The 13,741-nt window shown below is 61.2% G+C and carries 14 protein-coding genes; 6 read left to right on the top strand and 8 right to left on the bottom strand.

The window, feature by feature from the left end:
- The first annotated feature begins 76 nt into the window (after positions 1-76).
- Complete coding sequence (locus OC605_RS01780; protein ID WP_262136161.1) at positions 77-892, top strand: alpha/beta fold hydrolase; 816 nt, start codon at positions 77-79, stop codon at positions 890-892.
- Between the two features lie 122 nt (positions 893-1,014).
- Here the strand turns inward: OC605_RS01780 and dsbG are convergent, their stop codons facing one another.
- The 4 genes from dsbG to OC605_RS01760 all read right to left on the bottom strand — a co-directional run bounded on the left by dsbG (position 1,015) and on the right by OC605_RS01760 (position 5,165).
- Positions 1,015-1,785 (bottom strand): thiol:disulfide interchange protein DsbG, encoded by a 771-nt coding sequence (gene dsbG, locus OC605_RS01775; protein ID WP_262136160.1) that lies wholly within the window; start codon positions 1,783-1,785, stop codon positions 1,015-1,017.
- Positions 1,761-2,642: a TlpA disulfide reductase family protein gene (locus OC605_RS01770; RefSeq protein WP_262136159.1), complete on the bottom strand. Its 882-nt coding sequence runs from the start codon at positions 2,640-2,642 to the stop codon at positions 1,761-1,763. The genes dsbG and OC605_RS01770 overlap by 25 nt, the downstream gene beginning before the upstream one ends.
- Positions 2,642-4,375, bottom strand: a complete 1,734-nt coding sequence (gene dsbD, locus OC605_RS01765; protein ID WP_262136158.1) for a protein-disulfide reductase DsbD — start codon at positions 4,373-4,375, stop codon at positions 2,642-2,644. The genes OC605_RS01770 and dsbD overlap by 1 nt, the downstream gene beginning before the upstream one ends.
- A gap of 97 nt (positions 4,376-4,472) precedes the next feature.
- Entirely contained in the window at positions 4,473-5,165 is a 693-nt protein-coding gene (locus OC605_RS01760) for a hypothetical protein (RefSeq protein ID WP_262136157.1), read from the bottom strand.
- Between the two features lie 251 nt (positions 5,166-5,416).
- Between OC605_RS01760 and OC605_RS01755 the strand changes: the two genes are divergently transcribed.
- The 5 genes from OC605_RS01755 to OC605_RS01730 all read left to right on the top strand — a co-directional run bounded on the left by OC605_RS01755 (position 5,417) and on the right by OC605_RS01730 (position 9,974).
- Positions 5,417-6,097: a response regulator gene (locus OC605_RS01755; protein ID WP_262136156.1), complete on the top strand. Its 681-nt coding sequence runs from the start codon at positions 5,417-5,419 to the stop codon at positions 6,095-6,097.
- Positions 6,097-7,419, top strand: a complete 1,323-nt coding sequence (locus tag OC605_RS01750) for an ATP-binding protein (RefSeq protein ID WP_262136155.1) — start codon at positions 6,097-6,099, stop codon at positions 7,417-7,419. Before OC605_RS01755 ends, OC605_RS01750 begins: the two co-directional genes overlap by 1 nt.
- 207 nt (positions 7,420-7,626) lie before the next feature.
- Positions 7,627-8,112 carry a GNAT family N-acetyltransferase gene (locus tag OC605_RS01740; RefSeq protein ID WP_262136154.1) on the top strand — a complete coding sequence of 162 codons (486 nt, stop codon included), beginning with the start codon at positions 7,627-7,629 and terminating at the stop codon, positions 8,110-8,112.
- A gap of 142 nt (positions 8,113-8,254) precedes the next feature.
- The gene (locus OC605_RS01735; RefSeq protein ID WP_071173083.1) at positions 8,255-9,667 is read left to right on the top strand and encodes an aspartate aminotransferase family protein; all 1,413 of its coding nucleotides are present in this window, start codon (positions 8,255-8,257) and stop codon (positions 9,665-9,667) included.
- A gap of 82 nt (positions 9,668-9,749) precedes the next feature.
- On the top strand, positions 9,750-9,974 hold the full coding sequence (locus OC605_RS01730) for an MbtH family protein (protein ID WP_016770808.1): 225 nt from the start codon (positions 9,750-9,752) through the stop codon (positions 9,972-9,974).
- 176 nt (positions 9,975-10,150) lie between these two features.
- Here the strand turns inward: OC605_RS01730 and OC605_RS01725 are convergent, their stop codons facing one another.
- The 4 genes from OC605_RS01725 to OC605_RS01710 are packed head-to-tail and all read right to left on the bottom strand — an operon-like array spanning position 10,151 to position 13,733.
- A complete protein-coding gene (locus OC605_RS01725) occupies positions 10,151-11,056 on the bottom strand; it encodes a metal ABC transporter substrate-binding protein (RefSeq protein WP_262136153.1) in 906 nt (301 codons plus the stop codon).
- Positions 11,057-11,956, bottom strand: a complete 900-nt coding sequence (locus tag OC605_RS01720) for a metal ABC transporter permease (protein WP_007917717.1) — start codon at positions 11,954-11,956, stop codon at positions 11,057-11,059.
- Positions 11,956-12,807 (bottom strand): metal ABC transporter ATP-binding protein, encoded by an 852-nt coding sequence (locus OC605_RS01715; protein ID WP_262136152.1) that lies wholly within the window; start codon positions 12,805-12,807, stop codon positions 11,956-11,958. The genes OC605_RS01720 and OC605_RS01715 overlap by 1 nt, the downstream gene beginning before the upstream one ends.
- Positions 12,804-13,733, bottom strand: coding sequence for a metal ABC transporter substrate-binding protein (locus tag OC605_RS01710; protein ID WP_125926315.1), 930 nt, complete (start codon positions 13,731-13,733; stop codon positions 12,804-12,806). The genes OC605_RS01715 and OC605_RS01710 overlap by 4 nt, the downstream gene beginning before the upstream one ends.
- Positions 13,734-13,741 lie beyond the last annotated feature (8 nt).

Here is a 13,741-nt window from a genome sequence, read left to right as displayed (position 1 = left end):
CGTACATTTCCATCCTTGACGATCAACAACCGGCAGCTCAGTCTGCCGGTTCTGTTTTTTCTCGAGGAGGTGGTCGATGCCCTTTTTCACGGTTGACGGACAAGCACTGCACTACATTGATCAAGGCACCGGCCCCGCCGTGTTGCTGGCCGGCAGTTACCTTTGGGACCAGGCGATGTGGGCGCCGCAGATCGCCGCGCTGACCCCACACTATCGCGTCATCGCCCTGGATCTTTGGGGGCATGGCGAGTCCGGCAAGTTACCCGAAGGCACAACCTCGCTGGACGACATTGCCCGACAGGCGCAGGCCTTGCTCGATCATCTGGACATTGATCGCGTCACCCTCGTCGGACTATCCGTCGGTGGCATGTGGGGCGCGCGTTTGGCACTGTCCGCACCGCAACGTCTCAACGGTCTGGTGCTGATGGACACCTACGTCGGCGTCGAGCCGGAACCGACCCGGCAGTATTACTTCTCGTTGTTCAAGCAGATCGAAGACAGCGGCACCATCTCCGAACAATTGCTCGACATCGTTGTGCCAATCTTCTTCCGCCCGGGCATCGACCCGCAGTCGGCGCTGTATCAGGGCTTCCGCGCAAAACTGCAGGGCTACTCGCCCGAGCGTTTGCGCGACAGCATCGTGCCGATGGGCCGCATCACGTTTGGCCGCAACGACCTGTTGCCACGTCTGAGCGAGCTGAACCCGGAGACGACACTTGTGCTGTGCGGCGATCAGGACAAACCACGGCCACCGTCGGAAGCCCGGGAAATGGCTGAATTGATCGGTTGCCCGTGCGTGCTGGTACCGGAGGCGGGGCATATCTCCAATCTGGAGAATCCCGAGTTTGTCACTGAGGCACTGCTGGCGTTTCTGGCCGAGCGCAACCGCTAGATCGAGTGAGCTTCATTCGCGAGCAGGCTCACTCCCACAGTTAATCGCATTCTGGCTGAGGGAATGCAGTCAACTGTGGGAGCGAGCCTGCTCGCGAAAGGGCCGGTCCAAGCAATGAAAAACTACTTAGGCCCGAGAATCTTCACCAACTTGTCCGGCGAAGGCGCGCCTTGCTGTTGTTGCAGTTCGCCTTTGTCATCCATGTAGAAAATCGCCGGGGTGGCCTGCAGTTCAAGGTCTTCCATCAACTGCATGTTGGCCGCGAGTTTGGTTTGCACGGCGACCGGGATGTCTTTCATGGCCTTTAGCGCGCTGCCCTTGCCGGCCTTTTCGTGATCTTCCAGGGCCTTGGCCGGGTCTTTCGCCGCCAGCAGCGCGGCTGATTTGCCCGGGCTGTCTTCGCGGATGATGCCGACCATGATGTGGCGCAACTGCACTTTGCCGGCCTTGACCCATGGCCGCGCCTGTTCCCAGAACATGTTGCAGTACGGGCAGTTCGGATCGCTGAACAGGTACACCGTGCGCGGTGCATCCTTGTTGCCGTCCTGAATCCAGTTGCTCGCCTCGAACTTGGCCCAGACTTCCTTGGACATCGGTGCGTAGACCAGTTTCTGCAAAGGCTCGCTGCTCAGGTCCTTGCCGTCGGCGTCGTACAGATTACCCACCACGACGTGTTTGCCGTCCGGGGTCAGGTACAGCGCCATGCCGCGATTCTGGTATTGCGCGGCGTACCCGCGCAGGCCATCGGGGGCGTCGAACTGGCCGACGATTTTCGCGCCCTTGGCTTCGATCTTTTTGATCGCCGCAGGCAGTTCTTCAGCAGCCTGCACCGACGGCAAGTGCAGCAGGGCAGTGCCCAGGATCAGCGTCAGCAGGTGGCGGAGGCGGGGCATGGCAGTTTCCTTGCAGAGTTGGTCGGGGCAACGGCCTGATTAGGGCTTGAAGGCGAAGTGTCGAAGGTTTCCAGGGCGCGGGCGAGGCTGGCGTTCGACAGTTCACCGAGATGACTGGTCAGCAAGCGACCGTCCGGGCTATAGAACAGCGTAGTCGGTAACGCCATGGAACCCACGGCCTGACCGAGACGGCCGCCGCGGTCGAACAGCACGTTGTTCAGGCTCAGGCCCTGGGTTTCCAGGAACGTCGCCACGCTTTGCATGCTTTCGGCCTGATTGACAAACAGGAACGTCAGATCAGGGCGCTGTTGCTGGGCGTTTTCCAGCACCGGCATTTCTCGCCGGCAGGGTGGGCACCAGGTCGCCCACAGGTTGATCACCAGCGGCCCGCCCTGATACTCACTGAGCTTGATGGTGTCGCCAGCGGCATTGCGCAGGGATATATCCGGCAGCCGCGTACCCTGTTCGTAGATATTCAGCGACAGGGTGGCAAGCAGCCAGAACGCCACGCCGCTTACCACGCCGAAGCCCAGCGGACGGCGCAAAGCGGGACGACGCCAGCCGCGATATAACGCCGCCAGCAACAGCACGATGACTCCGGGCCAGGCGAGGAAACCGCCGTCGCGCAGATCGATGATCTGCCACGGATCATTGCGATAGTGCGACCAGTACAGCGCGACAAACGCAACGCGCGCCGCGAGCATGCCCAGCAAAAACAGGCTGAACAGCGCTGACTCGGGGTTATCCCCCCCGCGCTTGGCCACTCGCCAGCCGACAAACGTCGCCAGCGCCAGAGCACTGATCAGCAGCAGGTGGTTGAGCGCGATGGCGAAGGTGCCGAGGGTGAACGTCAGCATCAGTTGGCATCTCGGGTGGCGGACCAGCGTTGCAGGAAGGTGTCGGCATCGACCTCGCCGGTGATGCGCTGGCTGCGGCGTTCTTCGCCGTCAGCGCCGATCCAGATGAACGTCGGCGGCCCCGGAACTTTATAGCGACTGAGCAGCTCACGGCTCGCAGCGTTGTCGGCGGTCACATCCAGGCGCAGCAGGCGCACATCGCTCAGGGCCTGCATGACCTTGGCCTCACCGAACACCTTCTTCTCCATGACCTTGCACGACACGCACCAGTCGGCGTAGTAATCGAGCAACACCCACTGGCCTTGAGCCTTGGCCGCGTCGAGTTCGCGTTGCAGTGCCGCCGGTTCCTTGATTGTGCTGAAGGCATCGTGACCCGTCGGCGCCGCGCTGGCGACAGGGCCGGCGCTGTAGACCTGCAATGGCTGATATGGATCTTCGCTGCCGCCCGCCGCACCAATCACCAACAAGCTGCCCCACAAACCGAGCAGCAGGGACAGGGCGCCAAACACCTGTGCGACGCGACCAAACCCTGCGGATTGTTTCCAGGCGCTGTAAGCGGCGATCAGCAACAGGGCGCCACACAGGCCCAGCCACAACGACGGATCCAGTACCGGTCGCAGCATCAACAATGCAGTGGCAAGAAAGAGGAAGCCGAATATGCCCTTGAGCAGATTCATCCAAGCGCCGGGTTTCGGCAGGAAACGGTTGCCCACGGTGACCAGCAGCAACAGCGGCACACCGATGCCGATGCCCAGTGCAAACAGAATCAGACCGCCGTGCAACGCGTTACCGCTCTGCGCGATGTACAGCAGCGCGCCGGCCAGTGGCGCGGTCATGCACGGCCCGACCAACAGACCGGACAATGCGCCCAGCACGCCGGCGCCGATCAGGCTGCCGCCGCTGCGGCTGCGCGACGCATGTTCAAGACGATCACGCAGGGCCACCGGCAGTTGCAGCTCGAAGAAGCCGAACATCGGCAATGCCAGTACCACGAAAATGGCGGCAAACGCACCGAGCAACCAAGGATTCTGCAACCATGCCTGCAGGTTCGCACCGAGCAGTGCAGCAATGACACCCATTGCGGCATAGACCAACGCCATGCAGATCACATAGCTGCTGGCCAAGGCAAAACCGCGTCGAGGCGTGGCACCACTGCCGACAATCATGCCGGCAAGAATTGGCAGCATCGGCAGCGAACACGGGGTAAACGCCAGCAGCAGGCCGAGTCCGAAGAACACCAGCAGACTCCAGCCCAGCGCCCGTTGTTGCAGACTGCTGGCCAAAGCCTGATCCGGGGCTTCAGCGCTTGGTGTTGCTGCGGCTTTGCCACCCAGGTCAAACACCCGGGTTTGCGGTGGATAACACAGACCGGCATCGGCGCAGCCCTGATAACTGACTTTGATCTGACCGCTGGCCGCTGCCGGGATTTTCACTTCCAGCCCTTGGCGGTAGACCGGCTGCTCGCCGAAGAACTCATCGCTGTGGGATTCGCCTTCAGGCAACACTGGCTGCTGGTCGGCGGCCAGTCCGTCGAATTTCAGGCGTTTCTGATACAGGTAGTAGCCGTCAGCGATCTGCCAGAACAGCTGGGTTTCGCCTGAATCCAGACGCTCGGAGGTGAGTACGAATGCTTTGTCGACGGGTAAAAAGTCCGGCTTGGACTCGAACGGATTGTTTCCGGCCTGAGCCAGACCGGAAACCAGTAGAGCAAACAGAAGAAAAAAATGACGCATGGAGGAGCCTTGTCCCTGTGCAAGTGGGGTGCAGGATGGGCGGCGGCGATTAACCGATAATTAACCCTATCCTACTAGGCTCGCCGGGATTGACCAATCAGCCACGCAGCAGGCCGGGCCAATTACCGTCATCAATGGTTCTGGGGCCGGCAACGAGTCGGTCGGACTGAATGTTGTAAGTGAGGTACTGATTGTTGGTCAGAAAGATATACCAATAACTGTCTGCAAATGTCCGGTCATTCTGCGCCGCTGTGATTATCCGGTCCTTGTAAGGTTTCAGCGCGCCCAGCTGATATTCGCCGAAACGATTGTATTTGATGGTCTTGGCCTTGTAGTCGAAAGACAAGTAGTGGCCGTCATCGAGGATGAATCGAAACAGGAAAGGGTGGCCGGTCAGTTGAAACCAGGTGCCGGCGATGATTTTGTCAAAATATGGAAGAATCGGCTTCCACACCGAGTCGGATACCTTGTAGAAGGCGGCAACTTTATCGCTGTCCTGATCGTATTTGCAGACCATCGGAGTTGTTCCGTCATAGAAGAAAAGCCAGGCAATATCCTCGTCACTTCCGGCGTTCCAGCCGAAGGAAGTGGTCGTCAAGCCAAAGCGCAGATTTTTGGTATACGGGGCGAAGTTGTCCCAGTTGCCTGCCGCGGCGGCTGGATAATTGGACGGGACACTATTGTCGCCAAGATCAAAGCGCGAATAGGTATCGGTGTCCTTGAAGAAAAAATAAATTCGATCAGGACCGGAGCGCCAGTCTATGGCAACAAAGTTATTCAAGTTGGTCATGTTCAAACGTCCATTTAAGTGTGGGGTTGAAGTTGCCAGTCGAAACTAGATGAAGTTGCGTTGACGATAAAGGCTGAAATTGTTTTCGGATGGGTAACGGGGTAATAAGTTTGCTTGGCGTGCTCGCGTCGGTTGCTGGGCTGCGCCAACCTGACTGCATTCCCGTGCAGCTTTGCGAAGTCGACGTGTGCCGCCATAATTGCCCCTTAATCCTTGCCTGCTTCACTCGCCCTTTTATTTCCGGAGCCCCTATGCACGTACTGGTTTGCGAAGACGATGAGCTGATCGCCAGCGGCATCGTCGCCGGGCTCACGGCACAGGGCCTGACCGTCGAGCACGTCAACACCGCGTCGAAGGCGCGGGCGATGCTCAAGGTCGCCGAATTCGACGTGATGGTGCTCGATCTCGGCCTGCCCGACGAAGATGGCCTCAAGTTGCTGCAACAGTTACGGCAAAGCGGCCTGGAAATCCCCGTGTTGATCCTCACCGCGCGCGATTCGGTGACCGATCGTGTCGACGGTCTGCAGGCTGGCGCCGACGACTACCTGCTCAAGCCTTTCGACCTGCGCGAACTGTTCGCTCGCCTGCAAACCCTGTTGCGCCGAGTGGCCGGGCGCAGCGTCAATCTGATCGAGCATGGCGCGCTTACTTACAACCCGAGTAGCCGCGAAACCCGCCTCGCCGGGCAACCGGTGGACCTGTCGCGCCGCGAGCAGTCGCTGTTGCAGGCGCTACTGCACAATCGCGGCCGAGTGCTGTCCACCGAGCAACTGAAGGACAGCGTCTACGGCTTCAACGACGAACTGGAAAGCAACGCACTGAACGTGCATATCCATCACCTACGCAGCAAGCTTGGCAAAGGCATCGTCGAAACCGTGCGTGGTCTGGGCTATCGCCTCGGGCCTGCCGATGGCGGAGAGCAAGGCAAGTGATGAGTCTGCGCCTGCGCCTGAGTCTGACGCTCGGCGCTGCCTTCACCCTGATCTGGGCGCTGGCGGCGGCGTGGATGCTCAGCGATCTGCGCAATCAGATGATGTTCTCCCTCGACCAGCGTCTGGTCGCTTCGGCGCGCATGGTCGCCGGTTTGCTTGAGCAATTGCCGACGCTGCCGAGCAAAGGCGAGGGCACCCACTTCAGTGCTGAACAGCTGAACATTCCCGGCGGCATGGCCTGTCAGGTCAGCTCATTGCGCGGCGAGATTCTCGCGCGAAGCCACAACAACCCCGAGCAAGCGCTGGAAGCCGAGAAAATGGGCTTCCACGATCAAATGATCGACGGCGCCCCGTGGCGCAGTTTCACCCTGGCCCGGGGCGATGTGCGCATCACTACGGCGGATCGACAGATCGAGCGCGAAGCCTTGAACATGTCGATTCTGCTCGCGGCTTCGGTGCCGGTTGGTGTGGCGTTGCTGGGCTGCTTGTGTTTGTTGTGGCTGGGCATCGGTCAGGGTCTGGCGCCACTCAATCGACTGCGCGAGGCGCTGATGCGGCGCAATGCCGATTCTCTTGAGCCGTTGCAGTTGCAGGCATTTCCCAGCGAATTGAAGCCGTTGCTGGAAACTCAGAATCAGTTGTTTCAACGCATCGGCAAGACCATCGAGCGTGAACGTCGCTTGACCGGTGACGCCGCGCATGAACTGCGCAGTCCGCTGACGGCGATCAAGACCCACCTGCAAGTCGCGCGCATGACCGATGGAAGTGCCCGCGATCAATCGCTGGCCCGCGCCGAGGAGGGCGCCGATCGCTTGCACCGCACCCTTGAACAGTTGCTGCTGCTGGCGCGGGTCGAAGGCAGCCTGTCGTTCGATGACGGCTCGCAATGCAGCGCCGAGCAAGTGGCCAGACTGGCGATTCAGGACGCCACTGGCGGCGAGCGGCTGCGGATCAAACTGCACGTGCCGGACGACCTGTCCGCCGCGCCGCTGCAAATGCCCGCCGTGCTGGCGATTGCTGCACTGCGTAACCTGCTCGACAACGCCCTGCGCCATACGCCTGAAGATTGCGCGGTCGAGGTCCATTTGGAAAACATCGGCAATCGCGTGCGTTTTGTCGTGCGTGACCATGGTCCTGGCATTGCGCCAGATGATTTGCAGCATCTGACCCAACGCTTCTGGCGCAACGGGCAGAGCACCGGCTGCGGGCTGGGTCTGGCGATTGTCCAGGCGATTGTTCAGCGCTGTGACTGCGCCCTGCATTTCGACAGCCGCCCCGATGGCTTGCGGGTCGAACTGACCATGCCGTTGCAAGCCCTCTGACCGTCCCATGTGGGAGCGAGCCTGCTCGCGAATGCGGTAAGTCATCCAATATCGACGTTGACTGGTCCGACGCTTTCGCGAGCAGGCTCGCTCCCACAAAAGAACATGTTCTGGCACATCAAATGTAACTTCTCGGCGTTCGCTATCCGCCAGGGTTGGGGCTAAGGTCAACCCAGCTTTGACTCAATGGATTGAGGGAACTGCGCCATGGAAGCACCCGTCTGCATTCGTCCGGCCCGATTGGCCGACGCTGGCATCATCAGCCGCATCATCGAGCGTTCCATCCGCATCGGTTGCGCGCTCGACCACCGCAACGATCCGCCACGGGTCGGCACCTGGATCGCTCAGCAATCCGCTGACTTCATCAGCGCCCGGCTCGCTCATCCCCACTTCCATTTATGCTTGGCTTTACTGGCGGACAAACCCGTCGGTGTCGGCATGGCCCAGGCCAGCGGCGAGATTTCCCTGTGTTACGTGCAACCGGAATCCTTCCGCCGCGGTGTCGGACGGGCGCTGATGCAGAATCTTGAAGGCTGGTTGCGCATTCGCGGTGCGCAGCATGTTCACCTCAACAGCACGCGCACCGCCGAGCCGTTCTATCGGCATCTGGGTTATCAACAAGCGGCGCCATCTGGCATCTGCGACGGCTTGCAAACCGTGCCGTTGCACAAACCTTTGTCCTTATCGGACTGACAACTCGATCAAGGGTGTAAATCCGCACCGCGCTGAAGCGTTTCCAGAACAGGAAAACCTGCAAGTGCGCCCCGCGACCGGAGCGCGCACCTGTCGGTGTGCTGTTCTGGTCACTATCCATAGCGAATCGAGGGGTCGAGAGATGTCAGTCGCCACCAGTCTTATCGAAGCGTCGTCGGCCCGGGTCGCCTCGGCGCCGGCGGAAACGTTGTTCGAATTCAACGAATCACCGTTGTTGGCGCGGCAGAGCCGGCAGGAGTCCAACGCGCGCAGTTACCCTCGGCGTATTCCCTTGGCGCTCAAGCGTGCCAAGGGCCTGTATGTCGAGGATGTTGAAGGACGTACATTCATCGACTGCCTGGCTGGAGCCGGCACGCTGGCGCTGGGGCATAACCACCCGGTGGTGATCGAGGCGATCCAGCAAGTGCTGGCCGACGAGTTGCCGCTGCACACCCTCGATCTGACCACGCCGGTCAAGGATCAATTCGTCCAGGACCTGTTCGGACTGCTGCCGACAGAACTGGCGGCGCAAGCGAAGATCCAGTTCTGTGGCCCGACCGGCACCGACGCCGTGGAAGCAGCGCTGAAACTGGTGCGCACCGCAACCGGGCGCAGCACCGTGCTGTCATTTTCCGGCGGTTATCACGGCATGAGCCAAGGTGCGTTGAGCCTGATGGGCAGCCTGGGGCCGAAAAAACCATTGGGTGCGTTGCTCAGCAACGGCGTGCAGTTCATGCCTTTTCCCTACGATTACCGTTGCCCGTTCGGTCTCGGTGGCGCGGCGGGCGTCAACGCCAATCTGAGCTACCTGGAAAATCTGCTCAACGATCCTGAGGCAGGTGTGCAATTGCCGGCGGCGGTGATTGTCGAGGCGGTGCAGGGCGAGGGCGGCGTGATACCAGCGGATGTCGAGTGGTTGCGCGGCTTGCGCCGGATCACCGAAAAGGCCGGTGTGGCGTTGATCGTTGATGAGATCCAGAGCGGTTTCGCCCGTACCGGCAAGATGTTTGCCTTTGAACACGCGGGCATCGTTCCGGATGTGGTTGTACTGTCCAAAGCCATCGGCGGCAGCCTGCCGTTGGCGGTGGTGGTTTACCGCGACTGGCTCGACACCTGGCAACCCGGCGCCCATGCCGGCACGTTCCGCGGCAATCAGATGGCCATGGCCGCCGGTTCAGCGGTGATGCGCTATCTGGTGGAGCACAAGGTTTGCGAGCACGCCGCCGCCATGGGTGATCGACTCAGCGAGCATCTGCACATCCTGCAACGCGACTTTCCGCAGCTGGGCGATATTCGTGGTCGCGGCCTGATGCTCGGCGTTGAACTGGTCGACCCGAACGGCGCGCCCGACGCGCTCGGTCATCCGCCAGCGTTTGCGCGTCTGGCGCCTCTGGTCCAGCGTGAATGCCTCAAGCGTGGCCTGATTCTGGAGCTGGGCGGCCGCCATGGCGCGGTGGTGCGCTTCCTGCCGCCGCTGGTGATCACTGCCGCGGAAATCGATCGGGTGGCCGAGATCTTCGGTCGCGCATTGGCCGCTGCCACCACCGCGCTGTAAATTTTTCCGCGCGGCGAACGTTCTTTCTACATACCCGGCTGCATTCTTTGTGCAGCCGACCTTACAACGATGGAGAACCAGCATGACGTCAGTATTCGACCGCGAGGACATCCTCTTTCAGGTCGTGGTCAACCACGAAGAGCAATACTCGATCTGGCCCGATTACAAAGCCGTGCCCCAAGGCTGGCGCACCGTGGGCAAGAGCGGCCTGAAAAAGGAATGCCTGGCCTATATCGAAGAAGTCTGGACCGACATGCGCCCATTGAGCCTGCGCCAGAAGATGGATGCACAAGTCGCGGCGCAATAAGCGACCGGGCATAAAAAACCCGCTGGGCCAGTGATGGTCAGCGGGTTTTTTCATGTCTGGAGAGTGACGTTGTGGGCGCGGGCCTTTTCGCGAGCAGGCTCGCTCCCACAGGGGATCGCATTTCAACTGTGGGAGCGAGCCTGCTCGCGAAGAACGATTACGCGGACTTATTCAAACTACGCTCCGCTCAACCCCTTGAGCAACAAATCCACATTCCCCTCCAGCTCCGCCAGCGGATCCGCCGCATCGGTACTCAACACCACCAAACGGCTGCCGGATTCGGCAATCGCTGCTTTCACCGGCTCCGCGGGCTGGCGATGGTGCAGCACCACCGCCACGTCATTGTCCTTGAGCGTCGCTGTCAGCTTCTTCAACTCCTCTGGGGTCCAATCGGCATCGGGACGCGCATCCTGTCCGGCCAGTTCAAGGTTGAGGCTGCCAATCAGATAGCCGAAGTGATCGCTCAGGCTCATCACGCTCAGGTTGTCCGCTTCGGCCAGACGCGCTTCGGTGTCCGCGCTGAGTTTGAGCAAACGCTGTTTCAACGCCGCCAGGTTGGCCTCGATCGCAGGCTTGGCGCTCGGCGCCAGGCGCACCAGGTCTGCTGCCATCACATCGGCCATGCGCCCCATGTTGTTGCTCGCCAGCCATGGCTGACTGTTCAGACCATCAACCTGCAGGCCCGGTTGCACGGCGATGCCGGGCAGGGCGCCGTCGACCGGGCGCGCAGCGTCGACTTCGACGATACGGATATTGCTGCGCCGCGCGATCGGGTACAGCGGATCATCGGCCCACAGCGAACGCAGACCGATTACCGCGTCCGCGTCGGTGGCCAGTTTGCTCAGCGCCGGAGCGCCACGGCCGGTGAAATACGCGGTCTGGCGGCTGCCGGGCAGGTTGGCCGGCGCCGCGCGTTCGAGGTTGACGTTCGTGCCCTTGAGCAATGCCTCGCCCAATCCATAGGTGATCGGTAACGAGGCCAGAATGCGCAACGGTTTCGCAGTTTCAGCCGCCATCAACGGAGTGCAGACCACGCCACACAGGGCCATGGCCAGAGTCAGGTTACGCAATGAAAAAGCCATTTATCCAAGGTTCCCTTTCAGGCTGGGGACGACGCCGCGCGCAATGGCGGCGAGGGCGAAAGCGATGCCGGCGACCAGAATGATCGCGGCGCCGGACGGGATCGGCAGATCGAAGACGATCGGCGCAAGAATCCCGCACAGGGTGCTGACGGTAGCGATCAGCACCGAGCACCAGAAAAACCCTTTCAGCGACTGACTGAGCAAGCGTGCCGCTGCCGCCGGAATCACCAGCAAGGCACCGACCAGAATTGCGCCAATCACCTTCACTGCCGCGACGGTGATCAAGGTCACCAGGATCACGAACAGGTAATCCAGGGTCTTCACCGCTACGCCACGCACCGCCGCCAGTTGCGGATTGAAACTGGCGAGCATGATGCGGTTGTACAGCGGCAGGGCGAGGGCCATGACCAGCGAACCGACGATGGCCAGCACCGCCAGATCATTGCCGTTGACGGTCAATACCGAACCGAACAGCACGTTTTCCAGAATGTGCACGTTGATCTTGCCGGCGAGAATCAGCAGCAGGCTCGCGCCCAGTGCCAGTGACACCGAGAGAAACACGCCGATCAGCGTATCCGGTGCCAGTCCGGTGCGGTTGCGCAGGTAATTGAGCAGGATGCCGAACAGCAGGCAGTAGCCGAACAGACTGCCGTACGGGCCGGTGTAGGGTTCGCCGAGCAGGATGCCGATGGCGACACCGGTCAACGCGGCATGGCCGACTGCTTCGGAAAAGAACGCGAAGCGCTTGACCACCACCAGCGTGCCGAGCCCGCCCAGCACCGGGCCGATCAGCAGGCCGGCGAGCAGGGCGTTGACGACAAAGCCGTAGGCCAGCGCCTCGGGCAGATAACCTGACGATGCCCAACCCTGGACCATCAAACGAAAGGCTTCGTAGCTCATCAGACCGCGCTCCGTGGATGGGTGGAAAACAGCGTCAGCAGACGTTCCGGAGTCAGCGCCTGTTGCGGTGTGGCATCGAACAGCACGCGGCGGTTGAGACCGGTAACCCGATCGGCCAGCCGACCTACCGCTTCCAGGTCATGTTCGATCCACAGCACGGTGATGCCCGCCGCGCGCCAGTCAGTCAGCAGGCGTTCGAACACCTGGATCCCGGCCTCATCGAGGGCCGACATCGGCTCGTCGAGCACCAGCAGTTGCGGCGCCGGAATCAAACCCTGCGCGAGCAGCACCCGCTGCCGCTCGCCGCCGGACAGCGCGCCCATGCGCCGCTTGCGCTTGTCCTGCATGCCGACGCGCTCCAGTGCTTCGCCGATGGCGCCGGCGTAGTGTTTGCTCAAACCGAGAAAGGCCGGACGGCGTTGACACATGGCGGCCATGAAATCGTCGACGGTCATCGGCAGGCCACGATCGAACTCCAGCGCCTGCGGAACGTAACCAATGGTGCCGGGCTCGCCGGGCCAGTGCAGGCTGAGTTGGCCCTGATGCGGCATCTGCCCGAGCAGGGTCTTGATCAGCGAACTCTTGCCACCGCCGTTGGGGCCGACCAGCGCATGCACGCTGCCGGGCTGCACCTGAAAGCTGACCTTGTCGAGAATCGTCGTGCGCCCCAAGGTCAGGCTGATATCCGCAAACTCCAGCGCCGGCCCGGTTTTCCCCTGTGGGAGCGAGCCTGCTCGCGGATGCGGTGTGTCATTCAGCGAAGATGTTGCCTGATCCGGCGCATTCGCGAGCAGGCTCGCTCCCACCGGGTTATCGGTGTTGTCAGGGATCAGGGTTTCTTTCGACGTCATGCCCCCGACTCCTGAATCGCCCGAACCACGGTGTTGAGGTTGCCGGTCATTTCCTTTTCGTACTTGTCGGCGGTGTATTCGCCGTAGGAAATGTGCGACAGCGGGTACAGCTTCACCCCGGATTCGCGCTGGATGGTGTCGACGTAGCTGGAGGGGAAATCCATCTCGGAGAAGATCACTTTCACGTCGAGTTCGCGTAATTGATCGATGGTTTTTTTCAGCTGGCTCGGGCTTGGCTCGATGCCGTGGGCCGGCTCGACCACGGCCGTCACTTCCAGACCGAATTCACGCAAAAGATAGTCGTAAGCCGCATGCACTGTGGCCACGCGCAGCTCGGCGTTGGGTGCCTGGGTCAGTTTGGCCAACGCGTCGGCGCGCATCTGCCGCAGGCGTTTGCCGTAAGCGCGGGCGTTTTGCGTGTAGGTCTTGGCATTGTCCGGATCGATCTTGCCCAGCTCGCGGGCGATGTTGTTGACCTGGGCGATGGAGGCGCTGATCGACAGGAACGTGTGCGGATTGACCACTTTGCCAGCGCCGCGCGCAGCGACACCGGTGGCCGCCAGCAATGGCACGTTCTCGTTGGCTTCGATGGTTTTGACGTTGGGTGTTTCGCTGGCGGCGATCATCCGGTCGGCGAAGTCATCATGACCGACGCCGTTGAGTACGATCACGTCCAGTCCGCTGATGCGCTTGATGTCTTCGGCGCGCGGTTCGTAGGCGTGCGGATTGAAGCCCGCAGGAATCAGCGGCACCACCTCGGCCTTGTCGCCAACGATGTTGGCGACGTAGCTGTAATACGGATGCAGAGTGATGCCGATACGCAGGCGTTTGCCTTGCTCGGCGCTGGCCAACGGGCTCAGCAGGCAGGCGCACAGGCCAAGCAGAAACAGGCGTAACAATGGACGGCGAGGAAATGAAATGGACATGGGCAAGC

Source organism: Pseudomonas sp. Marseille-Q5117 (assembly GCF_946901175.1).
GTDB lineage: Bacteria > Pseudomonadota > Gammaproteobacteria > Pseudomonadales > Pseudomonadaceae > Aquipseudomonas > Aquipseudomonas iranensis.
The sequence above is the reverse complement of the archived record's forward strand: the minus strand, read 5'-3'. Positions and strand labels throughout refer to the sequence as shown.